The organism is Pigmentiphaga sp. NML030171 (assembly GCF_002188635.1).
GTDB lineage: Bacteria > Pseudomonadota > Gammaproteobacteria > Burkholderiales > Burkholderiaceae_B > Pigmentiphaga > Pigmentiphaga daeguensis.
This window is the reverse complement of sequence record NZ_NINX01000040.1, coordinates 42,382-64,839: the sequence shown is the minus strand read 5'-3', so window position 1 is coordinate 64,839 and position 22,458 is coordinate 42,382. Positions and strand designations below refer to the sequence as shown.

Annotated in this window: 24 protein-coding genes; 19 read left to right on the top strand and 5 right to left on the bottom strand. The window is 65.8% G+C overall.

Translation table 11 applies throughout. From position 1 onward, the window contains the following. Positions 1–97: 97 nt before the first annotated feature. Together CDO46_RS20580 and CDO46_RS20575 are read right to left on the bottom strand one after the other, a co-directional pair. Entirely contained in the window at positions 98–1,009 is a 912-nt protein-coding gene (locus tag CDO46_RS20580) for a LysR family transcriptional regulator (RefSeq protein WP_087840382.1), read from the bottom strand. A gap of 67 nt (positions 1,010–1,076) precedes the next feature. Continuing rightward, complete coding sequence (locus tag CDO46_RS20575; RefSeq protein WP_176400807.1) at positions 1,077–2,156, bottom strand: alpha/beta hydrolase; 1,080 nt, start codon at positions 2,154–2,156, stop codon at positions 1,077–1,079. Between CDO46_RS20575 and CDO46_RS28095 the strand changes: the two genes are divergently transcribed. From CDO46_RS28095 to CDO46_RS20505, 13 genes are all read left to right on the top strand, one after another. Further along, positions 2,155–3,102, top strand: coding sequence for a LysR family transcriptional regulator (locus CDO46_RS28095; protein WP_130356200.1), 948 nt, complete (start codon positions 2,155–2,157; stop codon positions 3,100–3,102). The genes CDO46_RS20575 and CDO46_RS28095 overlap by 2 nt on opposite strands. Positions 3,103–3,223: 121 nt before the next feature. Then, positions 3,224–3,787 carry a cupin domain-containing protein gene (locus CDO46_RS20560; RefSeq protein ID WP_165963239.1) on the top strand — a complete coding sequence of 188 codons (564 nt, stop codon included), beginning with the start codon at positions 3,224–3,226 and terminating at the stop codon, positions 3,785–3,787. A gap of 43 nt (positions 3,788–3,830) precedes the next feature. Next, positions 3,831–4,805: a tripartite tricarboxylate transporter substrate binding protein gene (locus CDO46_RS20555; RefSeq protein ID WP_165963238.1), complete on the top strand. Its 975-nt coding sequence runs from the start codon at positions 3,831–3,833 to the stop codon at positions 4,803–4,805. Between the two features lie 41 nt (positions 4,806–4,846). Then, positions 4,847–5,608, top strand: coding sequence for a class II aldolase/adducin family protein (locus CDO46_RS20550; RefSeq protein WP_087840377.1), 762 nt, complete (start codon positions 4,847–4,849; stop codon positions 5,606–5,608). A gap of 162 nt (positions 5,609–5,770) precedes the next feature. Further along, positions 5,771–6,370, top strand: a complete 600-nt coding sequence (locus tag CDO46_RS20545; protein WP_087840375.1) for an ATP synthase subunit I — start codon at positions 5,771–5,773, stop codon at positions 6,368–6,370. A 78-nt stretch (positions 6,371–6,448) separates the two neighbouring features. Continuing rightward, the gene (gene atpB / locus CDO46_RS20540) at positions 6,449–7,315 is read left to right on the top strand and encodes a F0F1 ATP synthase subunit A (RefSeq protein ID WP_087840373.1); all 867 of its coding nucleotides are present in this window, start codon (positions 6,449–6,451) and stop codon (positions 7,313–7,315) included. 124 nt (positions 7,316–7,439) lie between these two features. Further along, positions 7,440–7,682, top strand: a complete 243-nt coding sequence (gene atpE, locus CDO46_RS20535; protein ID WP_087782618.1) for a F0F1 ATP synthase subunit C — start codon at positions 7,440–7,442, stop codon at positions 7,680–7,682. Between the two features lie 82 nt (positions 7,683–7,764). Beyond that, on the top strand, positions 7,765–8,235 hold the full coding sequence (locus CDO46_RS20530) for a F0F1 ATP synthase subunit B (protein ID WP_087840371.1): 471 nt from the start codon (positions 7,765–7,767) through the stop codon (positions 8,233–8,235). Between the two features lie 90 nt (positions 8,236–8,325). Further along, positions 8,326–8,865, top strand: coding sequence for a F0F1 ATP synthase subunit delta (locus CDO46_RS20525; RefSeq protein ID WP_087840369.1), 540 nt, complete (start codon positions 8,326–8,328; stop codon positions 8,863–8,865). Positions 8,866–8,918: 53 nt separating this feature from the next. Further along, entirely contained in the window at positions 8,919–10,460 is a 1,542-nt protein-coding gene (gene atpA / locus CDO46_RS20520; protein WP_087840367.1) for a F0F1 ATP synthase subunit alpha, read from the top strand. 59 nt (positions 10,461–10,519) lie between these two features. Beyond that, on the top strand, positions 10,520–11,398 hold the full coding sequence (gene atpG / locus CDO46_RS20515; RefSeq protein WP_087840365.1) for a F0F1 ATP synthase subunit gamma: 879 nt from the start codon (positions 10,520–10,522) through the stop codon (positions 11,396–11,398). Between the two features lie 42 nt (positions 11,399–11,440). After that, positions 11,441–12,859 carry a F0F1 ATP synthase subunit beta gene (gene atpD / locus CDO46_RS20510; protein ID WP_087840363.1) on the top strand — a complete coding sequence of 473 codons (1,419 nt, stop codon included), beginning with the start codon at positions 11,441–11,443 and terminating at the stop codon, positions 12,857–12,859. A gap of 142 nt (positions 12,860–13,001) precedes the next feature. Further along, positions 13,002–13,424: a F0F1 ATP synthase subunit epsilon gene (locus CDO46_RS20505; protein WP_087840362.1), complete on the top strand. Its 423-nt coding sequence runs from the start codon at positions 13,002–13,004 to the stop codon at positions 13,422–13,424. A 153-nt stretch (positions 13,425–13,577) separates the two neighbouring features. Here the strand turns inward: CDO46_RS20505 and CDO46_RS20500 are convergent, their stop codons facing one another. Next, the gene (locus tag CDO46_RS20500) at positions 13,578–14,360 is read right to left on the bottom strand and encodes an alpha/beta fold hydrolase (RefSeq protein WP_087840361.1); all 783 of its coding nucleotides are present in this window, start codon (positions 14,358–14,360) and stop codon (positions 13,578–13,580) included. A 23-nt stretch (positions 14,361–14,383) separates the two neighbouring features. Continuing rightward, positions 14,384–15,535, bottom strand: a complete 1,152-nt coding sequence (locus CDO46_RS20495) for a tripartite tricarboxylate transporter substrate binding protein (RefSeq protein ID WP_087840360.1) — start codon at positions 15,533–15,535, stop codon at positions 14,384–14,386. Between CDO46_RS20495 and CDO46_RS20490 the strand changes: the two genes are divergently transcribed. The 4 genes from CDO46_RS20490 to CDO46_RS20475 all read left to right on the top strand — a co-directional run bounded on the left by CDO46_RS20490 (position 15,534) and on the right by CDO46_RS20475 (position 19,333). Further along, entirely contained in the window at positions 15,534–16,217 is a 684-nt protein-coding gene (locus CDO46_RS20490; RefSeq protein WP_254914646.1) for an IclR family transcriptional regulator, read from the top strand. The two genes, CDO46_RS20495 and CDO46_RS20490, sit on opposite strands and share 2 nt — an antisense overlap. A 251-nt stretch (positions 16,218–16,468) precedes the next feature. Beyond that, positions 16,469–17,803 carry a Rieske 2Fe-2S domain-containing protein gene (locus CDO46_RS20485; protein ID WP_254914645.1) on the top strand — a complete coding sequence of 445 codons (1,335 nt, stop codon included), beginning with the start codon at positions 16,469–16,471 and terminating at the stop codon, positions 17,801–17,803. Beyond that, positions 17,803–18,336: a 3-phenylpropionate/cinnamic acid dioxygenase subunit beta gene (locus tag CDO46_RS20480; RefSeq protein WP_176400804.1), complete on the top strand. Its 534-nt coding sequence runs from the start codon at positions 17,803–17,805 to the stop codon at positions 18,334–18,336. The genes CDO46_RS20485 and CDO46_RS20480 overlap by 1 nt, the downstream gene beginning before the upstream one ends. A gap of 73 nt (positions 18,337–18,409) precedes the next feature. Next, positions 18,410–19,333 (top strand): 2-hydroxyacid dehydrogenase, encoded by a 924-nt coding sequence (locus CDO46_RS20475; RefSeq protein WP_087840356.1) that lies wholly within the window; start codon positions 18,410–18,412, stop codon positions 19,331–19,333. A gap of 7 nt (positions 19,334–19,340) precedes the next feature. Here CDO46_RS20475 and CDO46_RS20470 read toward each other — a convergent pair whose 3' ends face one another. Next, positions 19,341–19,928, bottom strand: a complete 588-nt coding sequence (locus CDO46_RS20470; protein ID WP_087840480.1) for a TetR/AcrR family transcriptional regulator — start codon at positions 19,926–19,928, stop codon at positions 19,341–19,343. 88 nt (positions 19,929–20,016) lie between these two features. On the opposite strand from CDO46_RS20470, the gene CDO46_RS20465 reads away from it, so the two are divergent. Together CDO46_RS20465 and CDO46_RS20460 are read left to right on the top strand one after the other, a co-directional pair. After that, positions 20,017–21,258, top strand: a complete 1,242-nt coding sequence (locus CDO46_RS20465) for an MFS transporter (protein ID WP_087840355.1) — start codon at positions 20,017–20,019, stop codon at positions 21,256–21,258. 91 nt (positions 21,259–21,349) lie between these two features. Then, the gene (locus tag CDO46_RS20460) at positions 21,350–22,450 is read left to right on the top strand and encodes a mechanosensitive ion channel family protein (protein ID WP_087840354.1); all 1,101 of its coding nucleotides are present in this window, start codon (positions 21,350–21,352) and stop codon (positions 22,448–22,450) included. Positions 22,451–22,458: the final 8 nt, after the last annotated feature.

Below are 22,458 nucleotides of genomic sequence, written 5' to 3'. Positions count from 1 at the left end.
CGGCCCCGCCGGGGCGGCTCGCGGCGCTGCGGAAATTCTAAGTCGGGAAGGGCGGCGGGAACCGGTTGCGGGCCATGATTAATACTGATCGCAGCCATCATCGATCGGTATCGGCGGCAGGCGGGGCGCCGTCCGTCAGCCCGCGTATGTGCGTGCGCAGCACGTCCAGGAACAGCGCGGAGGCGGTGGTCAACGGCCGGCGCGGATGCGTGACGCAGATGATCTGCCGCGCCATGGCGGGCGACTCGATGGTGCGTACGCGCAGCGGCGAGCGGCGCGCATGGCGGCGCACCACGGTGCGGGGCAGGATGGCGTAGAGGGCCGCGTCCTCGGCCAGGCTCAGCAGCGCGGTCATCGAATAGATCTCGAACACGGGCTTGAACACCACGTTTTCCTGGCGCGCGTAGTCTTCCAGGATTTCGCGCAGGTTGTGCTCGCGCGGGGTGAACAGCAGCGGCAGGGCGGCCGCGGCCGACAGCGGCAGGGACGCGGGTACCGTGCTGTCGTCGGGGCCGACCAGCACGAGTTCGTCGTCGATGATGGGTTCGACGTTGAGCGAGAATGGCCGGCGCGGCTTGTCCACGATCGCGGCGTCGATCTTGCCGGACGCCACCCAGTCGAGCAGCGGTCCGTTGGTGACGGTAACGTTCACCTTGGGATAGGCGCGGGCGAAATCGGTCAGCGCCTCGCTCAGCACGCTTTCGGCCAGCGACGAGATCATGCCGACCACCACCTCGCCGCCGACTTCGCCGCTGCGCAGCGTCATCTGCTCGCGTGCCTGCGACAGGTCCCGCAGGATGGGCAGGTACAGCTGGTACATGCGCCGCCCCGCCTCGGTAGGCTCCATGCCCCGCGCGCTGCGGATGAACAGCTTCTGGCCCAGTTCCTCTTCCAGCTTGACGATCTGCGCGCTCAGGGCCGGCTGCACGACGTTCACCCGGCGCGCCGCGCCCGTGACGGTGCCTTCCTCGAAAAGGCAGATGAAGTACTGGATCTGGCGAAGTTCCAAGGCGGTGGTCCCGGGCTGCGGTATGTCCGATTTTATCGGTACCGGCGCCCCGGAAGGGCCGCCCGCGTCAGGCCAGCAGCGCGGCCAGCGCCTGCGCGCTCCGGACGGCGATGCGCCGGCTCGCGGCGCTGTCGGCCACCCAGCGCAGGAACCCGTGCGGCATGCCGGCCGCGCGCACCAGTTCGCAGGCCGCGCCGGCTTCCCGCAGGCGGTCGGCCAGGATCTCGGCGTCGCTGCGCAGCGGGTCCAGTTCGGCGGCCACCGCCACCGCCGGCGGCAGGCCGGCGAAGTCCGGCGCCAGCAGCGGCGCCACCCGGCTGTCGTCCGGGCCCGGTTCGCGCCCCAGGTAGTCGCGCAGGATCCGCCGGCAGCGGGCGCGGGTCAGCAGCGGGGCGTTGGCGTTCTCGCGGTACGAGGGGGTGTCGAAATCGATGCCGATGATGGGGTAGGCCAGCCACATGGCCCGCAGCGGGACCTGGCCGCGCGTCTCCAGCGCCGCCGCCAGGGCCAGGTTCGCGCCGGAGCTGTCGCCGCCCACGGCCAGGCGCGCGGGGTCGGCGCCCAGCGCCGCGGCCCGTTCATGCAGCCATCGCAGCGCGCCCACGGTGTCATTGAACGCGGCGGGGAAGCGATGCTCGGGCAGCACGCGATAGTCGACGCTGGCCACCATCACGCCGGCTTCCATCGCCAGCAGGCAGCAGGTGGCGTCGTGGCTGTCGAGGTCGCCGTTGGTGAAGGCGCCGCCGTGCAGGTAAAGCAGGGCGGGCGGCCGCGGCCGGCGCGGGCGGTACAGGCGCAGCGCCAGCGGCGCCCCGTCGACGGCGATGCCGGCGTCCTCGATGTCCAGCGGCACCGGCGGGCGCCGCAGCGGCTGGCGCGCGCGCAGGAAGGCGGCGCGCACCTGGGCCGGCTCCAGCAGGTGCGAGGGCGTGGTCTCGGCCTCGACCAGGCGCAGCACGCGGGGCGCGATGTCGGGGTCCAGCCGGGCAAGCAGGGCGTTGTCGGGCTTCATGGGCAAGGCGGCGGTGACGGGGGTGGGCAGCGTAGCTATGATAGGGCCGGTCTCGCTCGGCCGCGCCATATTTCCGCGGTCCAGGGGCCATGCCGCCAGGGTATGGCGCACGACAGGGGGGAACGGCGGGGCCATGGACATTCGTCAACTGAAGTACTTCGTGACCGTCGCCGCGCACGAGAATTTCTCCAAGGCGGCGCAGCAGCTCTTCATCGCCCAGCCGGCCCTGAGCCGGCGCATACGCATGCTGGAGGACGAACTGGGCGTGCGGCTGTTCGAGCGCCACCTGCGCGGCGCCACGCTTACGCCCGAGGGACGCCGCCTGCTGGACCGCGCGCAATACCTGCTGCGCAGCTTCGACCAGCTCAAGAGCGACGTGCACGACACGCAGGGGCCGCCGTCCGGCCCGGTCATCATCGGCATGACGCCCAACTACGTGACCGTGATCGGCGCCGCGCTCACGATCGCGATCAAGCAGCGCTTTCCCGATGCGCAGCCGCACATCGTGCAGGCCTTCAGCCCGGCCATGCACGACATGCTGCGCGACAACGCGGTCGACATCGCGCTGCTGAGCGGCGCCACGCCGGCCCCGCCGCCGGCGCACATGCTGGCGGTCGAGCCCCTGTTCGAGGACCGCCTGTGCCTGGTGGGGCGCGCGGGGGACCCGCTGCTCGCGCGCAGCGAGATCCCGGTGCGCCAGTTGCGCGGCCTGCCGCTGATCCTGACGGGCGTGTCGCGCGCCGGCATACGCAACGAGATCGAGGCGCTGGCCGCGCGCCAGCGCGTGCCGCTGCGCATCGAGGCGGAAGTCGGCGCGTTCGCGCTGGCCGCGCAACTGGTGCGCCGCGGCATGGGCTACACCGTCTACCTGCCCTCCAGCGTCGCGCTCGAGTCCGGCCTGGCGGCGGTGCCCATCGCCGGGCTATGGCTGCAGCGCAGCCTGGCCTGGCCGGTCTCGCGCCCGTTGTCGCGCGTGGCCAGCGAAGTGCTGCCCATGGTGCGCGAGCTGATCATGGCGCAAGTCGAACAAGGGCAATGGCAGGGCGCCCGGGCCGTGGGCCGCAGGCGGCCGCGCGGCTGAACCGGATCCGCCATGCCGCGCCGGCATGGCGGGCATAGCAAATCGATAATTTATCGCCGCCGCGGGCGCGGCCATGATGTGTGCATCGCGGCCTTCCGGCCACGACCGTGAAGGAGCATCCATGGCCAGCCCATTGTTAGAAACCATTGCCCGCACGCGAGTCGCGCGCTTCTCCGAGCTCAAGCCTTTCAGCCTGGCGTTCGTCGATTCGCTGCTGCCCGAAGGGCGCAAGAAGAATCTCAAGGTGATCGGCCGCGGCGTGGTCGAGAACGCCGACATGCAGCCGCCCATCACCGAGGACCACGGCTTCACCATCTCCTACATCGTCGTGCCGCCCGGCGGCGGCGCGGGCCTGCACGCGCACAAGACCGCCGAGGTATTCATCCCCATCTCCGGTCCCGTGCACGTGCTGATCGGCGACGACAAGGAAGAGCTGGTGCTGCAGCCGCTGGACGTGATCTCGGTGCCGACCGGCGTGATGCGCGGCTTTCGCAACTACGGCGAGCGCGAACTGACCATGCTCGCGCTGGTGGGCGGCCATACCGGCGGCGGTTCGGTCACCTGGCACGACGAGGTGCTGAGCCGGGCCGCGGCCGAGTCGGGCCTGGCGGTGGACGAGCAAGGCAACCTGAAGCGGCTGCCCAATTTCAAGATGCCCGAGGACGTGGAAGGCTCCGTCCTCTGACATCGCCGCCATGTCCGCCGCGCGGCGGAGAGGGGAGACGATCATGAAAAAGAAAGCGCTGTTCGTTGCGGCCGCGACCTGGCCTGCCGCCGTCCTGCTGGCCTGTGCCTCGATGGCCGCCGGCGCGGCGGAAAGCTATCCGTCCAAGCCGGTGCGCGTCATCGTGCCGTTCCCGGCCGGCAGTTCGCCCGACATCGTGGCGCGCTACCTGTCGGGCAAGCTGGCCGAGCGCATGGGCCAGCCCTTCGTGGTGGACAACCGCGCGGGCGCGGGCGGCATGCTGGGCGCCGAGGCCGTGGCCAAGGCCGCGCCCGACGGCCACACCATTTTCTTCATGGTCAATTCCATCGTGACCATGAACCAGTTCATCTACAAGAAACTGCCCTACGAACCGGTCAAGGATTTCGCGCCGGTCAGCATCGTCGCGGCCGTGCCCTACGTGCTCATCGCCAACAAGGATTTCCCGCAGCGCACGCTGGCCGACCTGATCGCGGCGGCGCGCGCCAGGCCGGCGTCCATCAACTACGCCTCGATGGGCGTGGGCGGCGCCGGCCACGTCATCATGGAACTGATGACCTCGCTGGCGGGGGTGCGGCTGACGCACGTGCCCTACAAGAGCGGCGCGCTGGTCGACGTGATCGGCGGGCAGGTGCCGCTGATCTTCCAGCCCACCACCACCGCGATCGAGCAGGTCAAGGCCGGGACGGTGATCCCGCTGGGCACGACCGGCAAGAAGCGCCTGCCGGCGCTGCCCGACACGCCGGCCATCGCCGAGGTCGTGCCCGGATTCGAGGCCGACGGCTGGCAGGGCGTGGAGGCGCCGGCGGGCACGCCGCCCGCGGTGATCGAGCGCCTGAACAAGGAGATCGCGGCGGTGCTGGCGCTGCCCGAGACCGCGGGCCGGTTCGACGCGCTGGGCATCCAGGCCTGGCCCACCACGCCGGCGGAGATGGGGCGGATCATCGCCGCCGATATCGACAAGTGGGGCGGCGTCATCCGCCGCGCCGGCATCGATTGACCCTCTGCGCGCAGGGGATTTTTCACCAGGATGGAGCGGATATGGCGAAGGCGGCGGGACGTGCCGGCATGGACGAGGCCGAATGGGCGACGCGGGTGGACCTGGCCGCGTGCTACCGGCTGGTGGCGCACTTCAGGATGGACGACCTGATCTACAACCACATCTCGGCCCGCGTGCCGGGCGCGCACGGGCATTTCCTGATCAATCCCTATGGCATGGCCTACGAGGAGATCACGGCATCCAGCCTGATCAAGATCGACCTGGACGGCAACGTGGTGGACGACGGCGGCCAGGGCTACGGCGTGAACCATGCCGGCTTCGTGATCCATTCGGCCGTGCACCGCGCCCGGCCCGAGGTCGATTGCGTGATCCATACCCACACGCCCGCCGGCATGGCCGTCTCGGCGCTGGAATGCGGCCTCCTGCCGCTGTCCCAGACCGCGATGTTCTTCGGCAAGGTGGCCATGCACGAGTACGAGGGCGTGGTGGTGGACCTGGGCGAACAGCAGCGCCTGGTCGCCGACCTGGGCGACAGCCAGGCAATGATCCTGCGCAACCACGGCCTCCTGACCGTCGGACCGTCCATCGCCGAGGCCTTCACCGCCATGTACTGGCTGGAACGCGCCTGCCAGGCCCAGGCGATGGCCATGGCCTGCAACGCCCCGCTGCACCTGCCCGCCCCGGCCGTGGTCGAGCTGACCAACCACCTCTACAAACCCACCACCCGCCGCCCCTTCGGCCTGCTCGAATGGCCCGCCCTGCTGCGCCTGTTGGACCGCCGCGACGATTCCTATCGGTTGTAGACCCCCTTAAGTCCTTACGGGCGCCCCAGGGGGCGGCCTGGCGGACCGGCGAAGCCGGATCCGCGGTGCCCTGGATCAAGGCAAGTTTGAACCTTTCGGGTAAACCCGCTATACTCGTATGGTTTGTCGGAAAGCAGGTCTTGAAAAGGTGCAAGTCGTCCGATGAAGACGGTCGAAGACGATCCGCGCCCTTCAGATGCATACGGAAAAGCGGCCAGCAAAAGCGGAGCCAAGGGGACTGCGCAGCAGGAGACATCCAGCGCGCGCGACCACAGGGAGGCCGGCGAACCCGATCCATGGGGTTGGGAAGCCCGCGACGCCGAGCGCCTGCGTTCCAATGAACAGGTAGAACCGCTTCGGCTTACCGAGGCAGAACGGACGATATTGCGTCGGCAGGCCGTGCGGGACTTGCTGCATGCGATAATTGTTCAGGTTGCTGTCAGCATCGTGGTCGCCGTGCTGGCCTATGTGGTGTCAGGGAGCGCCGCAGGGCTGTCGGCGCTGGCCGGTGCCGCGGCATACGTCATTCCCAACGCCTTGTTCGCATTCAGGCTGATTCTGAGTGTGCAGAAGCCGGGGGGAGCAAACCCCGCAACGTTTTTCTTCGGCGAGTTCTTCAAGATCGCCGTCGCTGTCGTGTTCATCGTCGCAGCGGCGAAGTTCGGTCGTGAATGGCTCGTGTGGCCCGCCTTCCTGGCGGGCTTGGTGTGTGCGCTCAAAAGCCAGTGGCTGGTACTGGCTTTCGGCAAGAAAATGGATTGAAGATGGCGGCGCGTGCGGGAAACCCCGGCCGGCATCGCGAGAATTTCAAAATCAGGTCGTAGGATAGAAACCCCCGATATGGCTTCCACCACAGCGCCGACCGCGTCCGAGTACATCGTCCATCACCTGGGACACCTGAACAACACCGGACACAAGCAGTCTCTTATCGCCGACTTCTCGGTCGTCAACTACGACACGCTTTTCTGGTCCATCTCCATGGGCCTCGTGGTCGTGTTCCTGATGTGGCTGGGCGCCCGCCGCGCCACCGCCGGCGTGCCGGGCAAGATGCAGGCCTTCGTCGAGATCCTGGTCGAGTGGGTGGACGAGGAAGCCAAGGGCATCGTCCACAACGCCAAGTCCCGCCTGTTCGTCGCGCCGCTGGCGCTGACCGTGTTCATGTGGATCGTCTTCATGAACGCCCTCGACCTGCTGCCGGTCGACCTGCCCCATTACCTGTTCAGCCTGGTCGGGCTGGACGACGTCATCCACTACCACCGCATCGTGCCCACGGCCGACCTGAACGCGCCTATCGGCATGTCCATGGGCGTGCTGCTGCTGATGTTCTACTACGGCATCAAGATCAAGTCGCCCGGCGGTTTCGTCAAGGAACTGTTCACCGCGCCTTTCCATGCCCATGGTATCGGCGCGCTGCTGCTGGCTCCCTTCAACTTCCTGCTGAACATCATCGAATACGCCGCCAAGATGGTTTCGCTGGGCATGCGGCTGTTCGGCAACATGTTCGCCGGCGAACTGATCTTCATGCTGATCGCCATGCTGGGCGGCGCGTGGGCCGGCCTGAACGCCACCAGCGTGGCGCTGGGTGTCGGCCACATCCTCGCCGGATCGGTCTGGGCCATCTTCCACATCCTGATCGTCGTGCTCCAGGCTTTCATCTTCATGATGCTGACCCTGGTGTACATCGGCCAGGCCCACGAAGGCCACTGATCTCGAGGGTTCTTGGGAATACCGGGCGCGGTCGGTACTGCCGCGATCCGTAGCAGGTTTGCAGTATCCGTCGTTCAATTATCAACATAACTAGTCGTTTTACGATTCATATCAAGGAGTTGTCATGACCAACGTCGCTCTCGTCGCTCTCGCTTGCGGTCTGATCATCGGTCTGGGTGCCATCGGCGCTTGCCTGGGAATCGCGATCGTCGGTGGCAAGTACATCGAAGCCTCGGCTCGCCAGCCCGAGCTGATGAACCCCCTGCAAACCAAGCTGTTCCTGCTGGCCGGCCTGATCGACGCGGCCTTCCTGATCGGCGTGGGTATCGCCATGCTGTTCGCCTTCGCGAACCCGTTCGTCGGCTAAGACCTCTATTCGACATGACCGCTCCGTGACGCGGCCACAGCCCTCGTCACGGATGATGTTCTTTTCCGAATAAGGAAACACCGTGAATCTGAACGCGACACTCGTCTTCCAGATGCTCGTGTTCTTCATTCTGGCGTGGTTCACGATGAAGTTCGTGTGGCCGCCTCTGATGAAGTCCATCGAAGAGCGCCGTCTGAAGATCGCCGAAGGCCTTGCCTCGGCCGAGAAAGGCAAGGCAGAACTGGTGCAGGCCGAGGCCCGCATCGGTCAGATCGAAGCCGCTGCCAAGTCCGAGAACCAGGCTCGCCTGGCTCAGGCCGAGAAGCAGGCCGCTGCCTTGATCGAGCAAGCCCGCAAGGACGCCGAGGCCGAACGCGCCCGCATTCTCGAGCAAGCCCGCCAGGAAGCGCAGCAGGAAGCCCAGCGCGCCCGTGAAGGTTTGCGCGACGCCGTGGCGCAACTGGCCGTGAAGGGCGCCGAGGAAATCCTCAAGCGCGAAGTCAACGCCCAGGTGCATGCCGAGCTGCTCGGCCAGCTGAAGGCGCAGTTGTAATGAAGAACCCGCGCGGGTGGCACGAGCAACGCGTGCCGCTCACGCGTTTGCGAATCACCTCGCCAACCGTATCAGGCATCGAGAGCCACCATGGCTGAACTGTCCACCATCGCCCGGCCATACGCTGAAGCGCTGTTCGGCGTCGCCCGTGCAGATAGCGCAGGCCTTGCCGCCTGGGCCGAGCTTGTCGCCGAAATGGCGCAGGCGGCCGCGCACCCCGAGGTGCGCAGCGCCATCGCCGATCCCAAGCTCGACAACGCACAGCGAGTCGAATTGTTCACGGCCACGCTGAAGACGCCGCTTTCGTCCGCCGCGCGCAATTTCGTGACGCTGTTGGTCGAAAACGGCCGTCTGCTGCTGCTGCCCGAGATCGCATCGCAATTCCTGTGGCTCAAGAACCGCCACGAAGGTAGCGCCGATGCCGATATCGCCAGCGCCTTCGCGTTGACCGATGCCCAGGTTGCCGACCTGGTCGCCGGGCTGGAAAAGAAATTCGGCGTGAAGATCAAGCCCACCGTCCGGGTCGACGCTTCGCTGATCGGCGGCGTGCGAGTGGCCGTCGGGGATCAGGTGCTCGATACCTCCGTGCGTGCGCAGCTTGATCGCATGCGCGACGCGCTCGTCGCATAGTTCGGTCGCTGCGCACACATCGGCACCGAGAGAAAGGATTCCAGGAGTCAACCATGCAACTCAATCCGTCTGAGATCAGCGAATTGCTCAAGAGCCGCATCGAAGGCCTGAGCAACTCTGCTGACATCCGTACCCAAGGCACGGTCGTGTCCGTGACCGACGGTATCACCCGCATCCACGGCCTGTCGGACGTGATGCAGGGCGAAATGCTCGAGTTTCCCAACAACACCTTCGGCATGGCGCTCAACCTCGAGCGCGACTCCGTCGGCGCCGTGATTCTCGGCGACTACACCCACATCTCGGAAGGCGATACGGTCAAGTCGACCGGCCGCATCCTGGAAGTGCCGGTCGGTCCGGAACTGAAGGGCCGCGTGGTCGACGCGCTGGGCCAGCCGATCGACGGCAAGGGTCCGGTCAACGCCAAGGCCACCGACGTGATCGAGAAGGTCGCCCCGGGCGTGATCGCGCGCAAGTCGGTGTCGCAGCCGGTGCAGACCGGCCTGAAGGCTATCGACGCCATGGTGCCCATCGGCCGCGGCCAGCGCGAGCTGATCATCGGCGACCGCCAGACCGGCAAGACCGCCGTGGCCGTCGATACCATCATCAGCCAGAAGGGCAAGGGCCTGACCTGCGTGTACGTGGCGATCGGCCAGAAGGCCTCGACCATCAACAACGTGGTCCGCAAGCTCGAAGAGCACGGCGCGCTGGAGTACACCATCGTCGTGGCCGCCTCGGCCTCGGAATCGGCCGCGATGCAGTACATCGCCGCCTACTCCGGCTGCACGATGGGCGAATACTTCCGTGATCGCGGCGAAGACGCCCTGATCATCTATGACGACCTGACCAAGCAAGCCTGGGCCTATCGCCAGGTCTCGCTGCTGCTGCGCCGCCCGCCCGGCCGCGAAGCCTACCCCGGCGACGTGTTCTACCTGCACTCGCGCCTGCTGGAACGTGCCGCTCGCGTCAACGAAGAGTACGTCGAGAAGTTCACCAACGGCGCCGTGAAGGGCAAGACCGGTTCGCTGACCGCGCTGCCCATCATCGAAACGCAGGCCGGCGACGTGTCCGCCTTCGTTCCGACCAACGTGATCTCGATCACCGACGGCCAGATCTTCCTGGAATCGGACCTGTTCAACGCCGGTATCCGCCCCGCCATCAACGCCGGTATCTCGGTGTCGCGCGTGGGTGGCGCCGCCCAGACCAAGGTCATCAAGAAGCTGTCCGGCGGTATCCGTACCGACCTGGCCCAGTACCGTGAACTGGCTGCCTTCGCGCAGTTCGCTTCCGACCTGGACGAATCGACCCGTCGCCAGCTCGAGCGCGGCCGCCGCGTGGTGGAACTGCTCAAGCAGCCCCAGTACCAGCCGCTGCAGGTCTGGGAACTGGCCGTCTCGCTGTTCGCCGCCAACAACGGCTACATCGACGACGTCGAGGTCAAGGACGTCCTGGCGTTCGAAAAGGCGCTGAAGGAATACCTGAAGTCCAAGTACGACGCGCTGGTCGGCCGTATCGAGGACACCAAGGAACTGTCCAAGGACGACGAAGCCGCGCTGCACGAAGCAGTGAAGGATTTCAAGAAGAACGGAGCCTTCTGAAGCAGGGTACACGGGGCGCCGCTCGGCGCCTCTCTGTGAACACTGACAGGGGAAGATAGATGCCCGGAATCAAGGAAATCCGAACCAAGATCAAGAGCGTGCAAAACACGCGCAAGATCACCAAGGCGATGGAAATGGTCGCCGCGTCCAAGATGCGCAAGGCGCAGGACCGGATGCGCACGGCCCGTCCGTATGCCGACAAGGTGCGCAACATTGCCGCGCACATGGCGCAAGCCAATCCCGACTACGAACACGCCTACCTGGCCAAGCGCGACGACATCAAGGCCGCCGGCTTGATCGTGGTCACGACCGACAAGGGCCTGTGCGGCGCGCTGAACACCAACATCCTGCGCGCGGTGCTCAATCGCCTGAAGGACTCGGAAGCGAAGGGCATCAAGGTCCAGACCACGGCCATTGGCAACAAGGGTCTGGGCTTCCTGACCCGTCTGGATGCCAACGTCGTGTCCCAGGCGGTGCAACTGGGCGACGCGCCCAACCTCGAACGCCTGATCGGCGCGATCAAGGTTCAGCTGGACGCGTATGCCGAAGGCAAGGTCGACGTGGTGTACCTCGCGTACAACCGCTTCATCAACACGATGAAGCAGGAGCCCGTGATCGAGCAGCTGCTGCCGCTGTCGGCCGAGCGTTTCGCGCAGACCGAGGAAGAGAAGAAGGCCTACTCGTGGGACTACATCTACGAACCCGATGCCAAGTCGGTCGTCGATGAACTCCTGCTGCGCTACGTCGAAGCGCTGGTGTACCAAGCCGTTGCCGAAAACATGGCGTCCGAGCAGTCCGCCCGGATGGTGGCCATGAAGGCTGCATCGGACAACGCCAAGAAGGTGATCGGCGATCTGCAGCTGGTCTACAACAAGACCCGCCAGGCAGCCATCACCAAGGAAATTTCGGAAATCGTGGGCGGTGCGGCGGCGGTGTAAGCCGGCGCGACGCCTTAAAGAATCAGGAATCGAGGAATCGATATGAGCAACGGAACCATCGTTCAGTGCATCGGTGCCGTGGTGGACATTCAGTTCCCCCGCGACAGCATGCCCAAGATCTACGAGGCCCTTACGCTGGCCGACGAGAGCTCGGCTTTTGCCGAGAAGGGCCTGACGTTCGAAGTGCAGCAGCAGCTCGGTGACGGCGTCGTCCGTACCATCGCCATGGGCTCGTCCGACGGCCTGCGCCGCGGCATGGCCGTGGCCGCCAGCGGCGCGCCCATCTCGGTGCCCGTGGGCACCGGCACGCTGGGCCGCATCATGGACGTGCTGGGTCGTCCCATCGACGAAGCCGGCCCGATCAAGTCGGAAGAGCGCCGCGCCATCCACCAGGACGCGCCCAAGTTCGACGAGCTGTCGCCCTCCGTGGAACTGCTCGAGACCGGCATCAAGGTTATCGACCTGGTGTGCCCGTTCGCCAAGGGCGGCAAGGTCGGCCTGTTCGGCGGCGCCGGCGTGGGCAAGACCGTGAACATGCTCGAGCTCATCAACAACATCGCCAAGCAGCACAGCGGCCTGTCGGTGTTCGCGGGCGTGGGCGAGCGGACTCGCGAAGGCAACGACTTCTACCACGAAATGGCGGAAGCGGGCGTCATCAACCTGGACAAGATCGAAGAGTCCAAGGTGGCGATGGTGTTCGGCCAGATGAACGAGCCCCCGGGCAACCGTCTGCGCGTGGCGCTGTCGGGCCTGACGATGGCCGAGAAGTTCCGCGACGAAGGCCGCGACATCCTGTTCTTCGTCGACAACATCTACCGCTACACGCTGGCCGGTACCGAAGTGTCCGCGCTGCTGGGCCGCATGCCCTCCGCCGTGGGCTACCAGCCGACGCTGGCCGAGGAAATGGGCAAGCTGCAAGAGCGCATCACCTCGACCAAGACCGGCTCGATCACGTCGATCCAGGCCGTGTACGTGCCTGCGGATGACTTGACCGACCCGTCGCCCGCCACGACCTTCCTGCACCTGGACTCGACCGTCGTGCTGTCGCGTGACATCGCCGCGCTGGGTATCTACCCCGCCGTCGACCCGCTCGACTCCACCAGCCGCCAGCTCGACCCGCAGATCGTGGGCGAAGAGCACTACGCCGTCGCCCGTGGCGTGCAGCAGACGCTGCAGCGCTACAAGGAACTGCGCGACATCATCGCGATCCTGGGCATGGACGAACTGTCGCCGGAAGACAAGCAGGCCGTGGGCCGCGCCCGCAAGATCCAGCGCTTCCTGTCGCAGCCCTTCCACGTGGCCGAAGTGTTCACGGGTTCGCCCGGCAAGTACGTGCCGCTGAAGGAAACCATCCGTGGCTTCAAGATGATCGTCGAAGGCGAGTGCGACGCGCTGCCCGAGCAGGCCTTCTACATGGTCGGCACGATCGACGAAGCGTTCGAGAAAGCAAAAAAACTGTAACCCCCCTACGCGCTTACGCGCGCCCCCCAGGGGGCGGCACTGGCGGACCGGCAAAGCCGGATCCGCTGTGCCCTGGGTTCGGGGCAGTTATTTTGGGTAGGGGCGCTGGGGCTGCGCGAAGCGCAGTCCAGGAGAATTGAGTATGGCAACTATTCATGTGGATGTCGTCAGTGCCGAGGCGTCGATCTTCGCTGGTGAGGCGAAGTTCGTTGCGCTGCCTGGCGAGTCGGGCGAGCTGGGCATATTGCCTGGCCATACGCCGCTGATTTCGCGTATCCGTCCGGGTACGGTGAAGATCTCGCGCGCGGACAACGGCGAGGAAGAGCACATCTTCGTGGCCGGCGGTCTGCTCGAGATCCAGCCGGGTACCGTGACGGTGCTGGCCGACACGGCCATCCGCAGCCACGACCTGGACGAGGCCAAGGCCGAGCAGGCGCGCAAGGCGGCGGAAGAAGCGCTGCGCAATGCCAAGGACAAGGCCGAAGTGGCCGTGGTCGAGGCCGAGCTGGCGATGCTGGCGGCGCAGCTGGCCGCCATCCGCAAGCTGCGGGGCGGCAGGAGTTAAACGCCTCGGCGCGCCTGCGCGCGCGGCAGTCGGTGATGGATCATCATTCGCTCGCCCCGGTTCCCACTACAACGCGATGAGCGTGCAGGTGGGGCCGGGGCGCGGTGTTTTCTGTGGGCTCAATGCGGCGTTGCGCCTGGTGGCGCGGCGGCGCTATGCCAGCAGCTGTCTGGCTCGAAGATAAGAGGCGACGATTTCGTCGAAGCCGGCAGGGTCCTCGATGCAGCAGGCATGGCCGGTGCCGGGCAGAATGCGATGGACTGCATTCGGAATCAGGCTGGCGGTCTTGCGTCCGTCGTCGAGCGAAATGTCGAATTCGCCATTGATCACCAAGGTGGGAACGGCCAGCGATGGCAGGCGGGGCGTCATGTCCAAGGCCGCCCGCGCCTGGAAGATCCGGGCGATGGCTGCCCCGGACAGGGACGGGCCCACTTCGGCAAACCTGTCCAGCAGATAGGCGCCGAGCCTGGATCGGGCAAACTGCGGAGCGACCAGTTCGTGCAGGTGCTCGCGCTGATAGCGGGCCACGCCCAGGTTGCCGTAGCCGTCGATGCGGCGGTCGAAGTTCATGCCGCCGCTGCCGCCGCCAACCAGTACGATGGCCCGGAACAACTCGGGCCGCTCGAGGCCGAGCAGCAGGGCGATCCCAGATCCGACGCTCGCGCCCATCAACACGGCTTCATCGATCCCCAGGTCTTCGCACACGCCCAGCACGTCTTCGGCCATGTCGAGCATGGAGAACTCGCCCGACGGTTTGTCCGATCGTCCATAGCCCCGGATATCGACCGAAACCACCTTGAACCAGGTGGAAAAGTGCGCCGCCTGATAAAGCCAGAGCCGATGATCGAAAGGATTGGCGTGGATGAGGACCATGGGCATGCCCTCGCCGGAGACTTCGTAGTGGATACTGACGCCGTTGCGGGTGCTGTATGGCATGCGAGGCCTGCGCGTGGCTGGGTTCAGTCGAGCTTGGTGCCGGTATTCCGGATGACGGTGCTCCAGCGCTCGCGCTCCTGCCTGATGAACTTCGCCATGTCGGCCGGCGTTCCGCCGATCGGGTCCGCATTCATCTGGGACAGCCGCGCCATCGTGTCGGGTTCCTTGAGTATCTCGTTGACCATCGCAGACAGCTTGTTGACGATATGCTCGGGCGTCTTGGGTGGGGCGGCCATGCCGAACCAGGTCATCGACACGAATCCCGGAACGACTTCGCCGATCGCGGGCACGTCCGGCAGCCCGGCTTTACGCGACTCGCTGCCAACTCCGAGCGCGATCAGCTGGCCTTTGCGCACAAAGGGCAGCACCGAACCGAGATCCACGAAGGCAATGTCGGTTTCGCCCGAGACCACCGCCGCGAGCGCCGGGCCGCTGCCGGAATAAGGGATCTGGAAGATCTTGACCTTGGCCAGCTGCTTGAACATTTCCGCAGCCAGGTGCGGGGTGGAGCCGGTGCCGCCGGACGAATAGTTGAGCTTGTCCGGCCTTGCCCGGGCGGCCTTCAACAAGTCCTGCAGGTTCTTGATGCCGGATTTCGGATTGGCCACCAGCGTGCTCGGGCTCGTGGCGATGACCGATATCGGAACGAATTCGTCCGGCACGAACGTGAGCTTCGAATACAGGGCTTGGCTGGTCACCAGCGGTCCGGGCGCGGTGAAGAGCAGCGTATAGCCATCGGGAGCCGCGCGAAAGACGGCATCGGCGCCGATGTTGCCCGAGCTGCCGGGGCGGTTGTCGACGAAGACGGTCTGGCCCAGGCGCTTGCCCAATTTGTCGGCGATCAATCTGGCGAAGGTGTCGGATCCGGCGCCGGGCGCATAGGGCACGATGAAGCGGATCGGATGGTTCGGATAGTCTTCGCCCTGCGCATGGGCGCCTGTACAGAAGAGGAAGACAGACAGGGCATGGGCAGAGATTTTCAGGATTTTCATCGCGGCCTCTGGATGGCATGGTGAAACGATGATGAATTCGCGGAATAGGCGTGTCAATAAAAAATAGAAGTTGATTCTGCTTGGCAGAATCTTTACCATTTCTCCCATGAACAATGAAATCGTTGCTTCCGTCGACCGCGCCATACGCATACTGAATGCCTTTGCGGAAGACGGTTCGCCCATGACGCTGCACGACCTGTCCTTGCGGACCGGTTTCTACAAGAGCACCATCCTGCGTCTGCTTTCGACGCTGATCGAGCACGGCTGCGTCCTTCGCCTGGACAACGGGACGTACCAGCCAGGACCGACGCTTGCGCGCTGGGGCCGGCTGTACCTCGGGTCGGTCAAGAGCGAAACCCATATCACTCCCCTGCTCGAGAAACTCGCCGGAGATACCGGGGAAAGCGCGACGTTCTATGCCAGGCAATCGGACGAAACGCGCATTTGCGTGGCGCGGGTGGACAGCAATCGATCCATCCGGGACCACGTGCGCGTGGGCGATATCGCGCCGCTCGGAACGGGCGCCGGCGGCAAGGTTCTGCTCAGGTTCGACCCGGCGATCCGGAAGGCCCGCCCGCAGGAAACCATGGTGATCGTCAGCATCGGCGGCCGGGATTCGGAAATCGCGGGGCTCGGGACGCCGGTGTTCGGCGCGGGCGGCTCGCTGCGGGGCGCCATGACCGTTTCCGGAACCGTGACCCGGTTCACCGAAGCGGCGATTGCCAAATACGCCAAATCCCTGCTTACGAGCGCCATGGAACTGACCGTGTTGTTCGGCGGGGATCCGGAAGCGCATCGAGCGGCCCTCGGTTCCAATCCCATTCGCCTCGAGTTCAGTCCCAAGGGAAAACTCTGCGCTTCCTAGGGCGCCTGGCCGGCGCAGGCGCGCCGGCCCCCCCACTTCCCGCTTTTCCCGCCATCACTGGAACCCGCCTGCCGGTGCGCCTGTGCGTAGTTGACAGGTAGAGTCCGCGGCCGCAGAATGAATTCTGAGAGACAGTATTAGATTCTGTCTAGCAGAATTTCAATGAAAGAGGCCTGGTTCTTTATCGAGGAGGCGCCATGATGGCCGATGTTCGATGTGTAGACGTTGCCGCGGGAACCGCGGATCGCCGCATGTTCGTGGATGACGATTTGTTTGCCCAGGAAGTGCGGCAAATCTTCGGCCGCGCCTGGCTGCTGGTAGGCCACGAGAGCCAGATCCCGGATCCGGAAGACTTCATCCAGTCGAAGATGGGAACCGATTCCGTCATCGTCACGCGGACGAGGCAGGACAAGGTCGTCGTCCTGCTCAACAGTTGCCGGCACCGGGGGATGAAGGTCTGCCGGGTGGACGAAGGCAAGGCGCGTGCCTTCACCTGTCCCTATCATGGCTGGACTTACTCGACGGACGAAGAGAGAGTCTCCCGGCCAGGCGAGTTGTCGGGGGTTCCGGGTTTCAACGTTCACTACGAGGGCCGCCTCGACAAGGGGGAGTGGGGGCTCAAGGCGGCGCGCGTCCAGGTCTACAAGGGAACGATCTGGGCCACGTGGGACGAACATGCGCCCAGCCTGGAAGCGTACCTGGGCGGCATGCTGAGGTGGCTCGATTCCGCGCTCGACCACCGCAACGGCGATAGCGGCGGCAGCACGCTGCTGGTCGGGGTGCAGAAATTCCGGGTGCGATGCAACTGGAAGTTCCCCGCGACCAACTTCGTGGGCGATGCCTCCCATGCCGTGACGCACAACTCGGCAAACATGATCAAGCTCAATCCGAGCGGGAAGGACGGCCGCAGGGATGAACGCGCCCCCGGCCACGCGGCGTTCGGATGGCCTGACCTGGGCCATGGGGGGCTGGGCTTCCTGCCGCGTCCCGAAGAGGAGTTTCCCCGCCCCGACACCTTCCAGCAGTTTCCCGCTGCCAGCAACTACCTGCGGGACATGGCGCGGGAACACCTGCGCAAGCGGGCGGGCGGCATCCATTACCAGGGCAAGGGGACCATATTTCCGAACATGTCGTTCCACGAGGATCAGCCCCGCACGCTGGTGGTCCACCATCCGATCAGCGCCACCGAGACCGAGATGTGGCGCTACTACCTGATCGACGCCGACGCGCCCGACGAGGTCAAGGATATCTTCAGGCATTACTACATGACCTATTCCGGCCCCGGTGGAATGACGGAGCAGGACGACATAGAGAACTGGGAGTCGGCCACCAGGCAGAGCCTTGGAGGCATGGGCCGCGACCTGCCGTTCAACTACGCGCAGGGCCTGGGGGAATCCGAGCCCTGCGACCTCATGCCCGGCGCGGTCTGGTGCGGACGCACCATTACCGAACAGAACCAACTGATCTGGCTCAAGCGATGGCAGGAGTTCATGGAGGGCCGGTCCTGGGACCAGCTCATGCATCGTGTCGAAGTCGAGGACGATGCCGCTTTTCCCCTCAAGCGGCATGCCGCGGGAGCGAAGTGATGCACGATTCCATGAACGCCATGCTGCGGCTGTACGAGGTTTCCGAGTTTCTCTACAAAGAAGCGGAACTCCTGTCGGACAGGAAGTACGAAGAGTGGCTCGATACCTTGGCGGAGGACATCTCCTACCGCATGTTCGTGCTTCGCAACCTGTCGGGCAAGGCGCAGGCGACCGAGTATCTCGACGGTCCGCTGGACATCAGCTGGTTCGATGAAGGCAAGGAAACGATCACCAAGCGCGTCCGGCAGATCCGCACGCATCAACATTGGGCGGAGGAACCGCCTTCGCGAACGACGCGCTACCTTACCAACCTGCGCATACTCGAGGCCGATTCCGGCACGGAACCCCTGCTGGTCCGGACACGATGCAATTTCATGGTGAACCGGAATCGCAACGAAGCCGACGACCATTGCCTGTATGGACATCGCATCGATCTGCTGGCCAGGTACCAGGACACGTGGCGGATCAAAGAGCGAAAGATCTACATCAACCAATCGACGATATTGATGGGGAACCTGAGCTTCATCGTGTAGCGGTCTTCGCCGCATCGGCGAGCGCCATGACCGATTCATGAAGCATCCCCTCTCAACGACGAAGGCGCCATCCATGAGCAAGCCCGTGGTCCTGAACATCGCGAAGATACCGGCCGTTCTCCAGCAGTCGCTGGAAAGCGAGTTCGAGTTGAGAACCCTGGACTCGCCCGGCGATGCCTCGGAGATTTCCGGCCTGGTCTCTTCCGCGATACGCGGGGTGGACCTCGCCACGCTCGACCGGCTGCCGGGCCTGAAAGTCATGTCGATTTTCGGCGTCGGCCTGGACAAGGTCGATCTTGCCGCCGCGCGCCGCAGGGGAATACGCGTCGGCTACACGCCCGACGTCCTGAACGATTGCGTGGCCGACCTGGCTATAGGATTGATGATCGCGGCCAGTCGCAAGATTCCGCAGGCGGATGGCTACGTGAGATCGAACCGGTGGGCGGAAACAGGCAATGTGTTCGACTTGGGGGACAGGGTAAGCGGCAAGCGCATGGGCATCGCAGGCATGGGAAGGATAGGCAGGATCATCGCGAAAAGGCTTGTCGGCTTCGACGCGGAGATCCGATATTTCTCCCGCTCCGAGGTCCGGGAATGCTCCCATGAACGCGTCTCCACCTTGCAGGAGCTGGCCGCATGGTGCGACTATCTCTTCATTGCCGTGTCGGGCAGCGCGGAAACCCGGCACATGGTCGACGCCGGCGTACTCGCGGCGCTCGGACCGCAAGGCTATCTGATCAATGTTGCGCGGGGCAGCGTGGTCGACGAACAAGCGTTGGTTGCCGCGCTGGAGAACGAAATCATCCGGGGCGCCGCGCTCGACGTGTATGAAGTCGAGCCGCTGAAGTCGTCCAGGCTGACGGAACTGCGAAACACCGTGCTGCTGCCGCACGTTTCCAGCGCGACCAACGAGACCCGGACGGCCATGTCCAACATGGTGGTGGAGAATCTGAAGCGATTCTATGCCGGGGAAAGGATGCTGGCGGAACCGGCGTAGGAGCGGTTCAGCGCACAGCGAAGGCCTGCTCGACGAGTTGCTCGGCCGTGGCGCGTGCTGCCGCGGCCGCGCTGGCGTTGTCGTCCACGTGCGCCGACACCGACGCGCCGTCATAGAGCAGCATCAACTGACAGGCCAGGGCCTCGGGGTCGGACGCGCCGGCTTCGCGTGCCAGGCTGGTGAACAGGTCGCGCAGCCAGCGTCGGGCCGTATCGCAGGCTTCCCGGATGCCGGCGCTGGGCGCCGCCTCGGCGGCGGCGCGGCTGAACGGACAGCCCCGGAAGCGTGGCGACGACGCGGTTTCCCGCATGATGTCGAAGACGCCCAGCAGGCGCTCGCGCGGGCCGGGGTAGTCGGCCAGGCGGTCGGCGATGCGCAGCTTGCGCGCCTCGTGGCGGGCCAGCAGGTAGGCCTGGATCAGGGCCTCCTTGCTGCCGAAGGTGTCGTACAGCGAGGCCTTGGCCACGCCGGCGCGCTCGATGACCCGGTCGATGCCGACCGTGTGGATGCTCCCTTCATAGAACAGCTCGTCCGCGGCGTCGAGCAGGCGTTGACGCGCGGAACGGCGCGCTTCGGGGCTTTTTGTCGTATTCATGGTCATGTCTTGACATTACCAGACAGGTCTGTACACTTCAAGCAAATCAGACAGACCTGTCTGTTTAATGTTCCCCGGATCCCGCCCCATGACCTGCGCTTCCCCCGCCAAGGCCGTCCCCGCCCCTGTTTCCGCCTGCCCCCAGGTTGCCGGGCGCCTGTCGCCGCGCTTCAGTTTCCATCTGCTGGCATCGATCACATTGGCGTTCCTGGCGGGGTCGGCGGCGCCGACCCCGCTATACGCGATCTATCAGCAGCAATGGGGCTTCTCCACCACCATGCTGACCGTGGTGTTCGGCAGCTACGCCCTGGCCGTGCTGGCGGCGCTGCTGGTGGCGGGACGCCTGTCGGACCACATCGGCCGGCGGCCCGTGCTCATGGCCGCCGCCGTCGCACAGGCCGCGGCCATGGTGGTCTTCGCCACAGCCGGCGGGCTGTCCGACCTGCTGGCGGGCCGCATCGTCCAGGGGCTCTCGGCCGGTGCCGCCATCGCGGCCGTGGGCGCCGGCATGCTGGACATCGACAAGACGCGCGGCGCATTGGCCAATGCGCTGGCGCCCATGCTGGGCACGGGTACGGGGGGCATAGTCGCCGGGCTGATGGTGCAGTACCTGCCCGCCCCCACCCATCTCGTCTATGTGGTCCTGGGTGTGATCTTCGTGCTGCAGGGCGTGGGCGTCTACTTCATTGCCGAGACCGCGCGGCGGCGGCCGGGCGCCTGGGCCTCGCTCAAGCCCAGTTTCGCGCTGCCGCCGGAAGTGCGGATGCCGCTGCTGCTGGCGGCGCCCGCCGTGGTGGCCGTGTGGGGCCTGGGCGGCTTCTATGCGTCGCTCGGGCCCACGCTGTTGCGCAGCCTGGTGGGTTCGGGATCCAGCCTGCTGGGTGGGCTGGCCCTGTTCATCATGGCCGGTGGCGGCGTCGTCGCGGTGGTCCTGCTGCGCGATCGCTCCGCCCGCTTCCTGTCGCGCCTGGGCGCGCTGGCCCTGATGGCCGGCATGGCCCTCGTGCTGGCCGCGCTGTCGCTGCATTCGGTGGCGCTGTTCATGGTGGGCACCGCGATCGCCGGCATGGGCTTCGGCACGGGTTTCCAGGGCGCACTGCGCAACGTGATCGCGCCGCTGCCGCCCACCGGCCGCGCGGGCGTGCTGTCGGTCCTGTTCGTGGTGTCGTATCTGGCCATGGGCGTACCCGCCATCCTGGCCGGCTACGACGTGGCGCTGCGCGGAGACATCGTCTCCACCTCGCGCGAGTTCGGCGCGGCCGTCCTGCTGCTGGCGGCGCTGGCCTGGCTGGGTACAGGGAAGGCGCAGCCTGCGCGCGCAAGGGCATGAAAAATCGGCACGCATTCGCTGCGTGCCGAGAAGCGACGCACGGCACACTACTTGCTGGCATGGCGCCCGACTCGACCAAGAAGAGGCCTCCATGCTGGCATCCCTACCCCTGGACTTCCTGCCCGAAGCGCTGCGCCCCTGGTTCGTGCTGACGGTCGCGATGGTGCTGGCCGTCGCCGTCGCGCTGGTCATCCACCGGATAGGCTTCCTGATCCTGCGGCGCATCACCGCGCCGCGTCCCTATCTTCACGCGATGGTGGTCGGTGCGTGCACCGCCAGCCAGTTCGTGGCGGCGCTGCTGGCGCTGCGGGTGGTGCTGACCGGGACTCCGGAGGACATGCCCTATACCCGAGGCATTTCCTACGTCGTCACCGTCATGCTGATCGTATGCGTGACCTGGCTGGCCAACAGCTGCATCAAGTCGCTGAGCGACACGGCCATTCGCCTCAATCCCTATGACGTGGCCGACAACCTGCTCGCGCGCCGCAAGCTGACGCAGACCCGCGTGCTGGCCCGCAGCGCCCACGCCATCGTGTTGCTGCTGGGGCTCTCGTTCGTGCTGCTGACGCTGCCGGGCGCGCGCCAGTTGGGCGCGAGCCTGCTGGCCTCGGCCGGGGTGGCCGGCCTGGTCGCCGGTATCGCGGCGCGGCCGGTGCTGGGCAATTTCATTGCCGGCCTGCAGATCGCCTTCACCCAGCCGATACGCATCGACGACGTGCTGATCGTCAATGGCGAATGGGGCCGGGTCGAGGAGATCACCGGCACTTTCGTCGTGGTGCGCATCTGGGACGAGCGGCGCATGATCGTGCCCCTGCAATGGTTCATCGAGAATCCCTTCGAGAACTGGACACACCGTACCGCGTCGCTGCTGGGCACGGTGTTCCTGTGGCTGGATTTCTCGGTGCCGCTGGAGCCGATACGCAAGGAGTTCGAGCGGCTGTGCAAGGCTTCGCCGCTGTGGGATACGCGGGTGGCGGCGGTGCAGGTCACCGATACCAGTGATCGCGCCATGCAGGTCCGCTTCCTGGTCAGCGCCGCCAACTCGGGCAATGCGTTCGAGCTGCGCTGCCTGGTGCGCGAAGGCCTGATCGCCTTCATCGCCGCGCATCATGCGGAGGGTTTGCCGCGCATACGCGCGAACGTCGAGGGCGAAACCACGGATCCGCCGCCCCCGCGCGTGGTGCCGGTCTGACGCCCGGC

Coding starts and splice junctions, on each gene's coding strand:
- CDO46_RS28095 (WP_130356200.1), top strand. CDS start 2,155: ATGGACATTCGTCAACTGAAGTACTTCGTGACCGTCGCCGCGCACGAG.
- CDO46_RS20575 (WP_176400807.1), bottom strand. CDS start 2,156: ATGGCCCCGCCGTTCCCCCCTGTCGTGCGCCATACCCTGGCGGCATGG.
- CDO46_RS20560 (WP_165963239.1), top strand. CDS start 3,224: ATGGCCAGCCCATTGTTAGAAACCATTGCCCGCACGCGAGTCGCGCGC.
- CDO46_RS20555 (WP_165963238.1), top strand. CDS start 3,831: ATGAAAAAGAAAGCGCTGTTCGTTGCGGCCGCGACCTGGCCTGCCGCC.
- CDO46_RS20550 (WP_087840377.1), top strand. CDS start 4,847: ATGGCGAAGGCGGCGGGACGTGCCGGCATGGACGAGGCCGAATGGGCG.
- CDO46_RS20545 (WP_087840375.1), top strand. CDS start 5,771: ATGAAGACGGTCGAAGACGATCCGCGCCCTTCAGATGCATACGGAAAA.
- atpB (WP_087840373.1), top strand. CDS start 6,449: ATGGCTTCCACCACAGCGCCGACCGCGTCCGAGTACATCGTCCATCAC.
- atpE (WP_087782618.1), top strand. CDS start 7,440: ATGACCAACGTCGCTCTCGTCGCTCTCGCTTGCGGTCTGATCATCGGT.
- CDO46_RS20525 (WP_087840369.1), top strand. CDS start 8,326: ATGGCTGAACTGTCCACCATCGCCCGGCCATACGCTGAAGCGCTGTTC.
- atpA (WP_087840367.1), top strand. CDS start 8,919: ATGCAACTCAATCCGTCTGAGATCAGCGAATTGCTCAAGAGCCGCATC.
- atpG (WP_087840365.1), top strand. CDS start 10,520: ATGCCCGGAATCAAGGAAATCCGAACCAAGATCAAGAGCGTGCAAAAC.
- atpD (WP_087840363.1), top strand. CDS start 11,441: ATGAGCAACGGAACCATCGTTCAGTGCATCGGTGCCGTGGTGGACATT.
- CDO46_RS20505 (WP_087840362.1), top strand. CDS start 13,002: ATGGCAACTATTCATGTGGATGTCGTCAGTGCCGAGGCGTCGATCTTC.
- CDO46_RS20500 (WP_087840361.1), bottom strand. CDS start 14,360: ATGCCATACAGCACCCGCAACGGCGTCAGTATCCACTACGAAGTCTCC.
- CDO46_RS20490 (WP_254914646.1), top strand. CDS start 15,534: ATGACGCTGCACGACCTGTCCTTGCGGACCGGTTTCTACAAGAGCACC.
- CDO46_RS20495 (WP_087840360.1), bottom strand. CDS start 15,535: ATGGGCGAACCGTCTTCCGCAAAGGCATTCAGTATGCGTATGGCGCGG.
- CDO46_RS20485 (WP_254914645.1), top strand. CDS start 16,469: ATGTTCGTGGATGACGATTTGTTTGCCCAGGAAGTGCGGCAAATCTTC.
- CDO46_RS20480 (WP_176400804.1), top strand. CDS start 17,803: ATGCACGATTCCATGAACGCCATGCTGCGGCTGTACGAGGTTTCCGAG.
- CDO46_RS20475 (WP_087840356.1), top strand. CDS start 18,410: ATGAGCAAGCCCGTGGTCCTGAACATCGCGAAGATACCGGCCGTTCTC.
- CDO46_RS20470 (WP_087840480.1), bottom strand. CDS start 19,928: ATGAATACGACAAAAAGCCCCGAAGCGCGCCGTTCCGCGCGTCAACGC.
- CDO46_RS20465 (WP_087840355.1), top strand. CDS start 20,017: ATGACCTGCGCTTCCCCCGCCAAGGCCGTCCCCGCCCCTGTTTCCGCC.
- CDO46_RS20460 (WP_087840354.1), top strand. CDS start 21,350: ATGCTGGCATCCCTACCCCTGGACTTCCTGCCCGAAGCGCTGCGCCCC.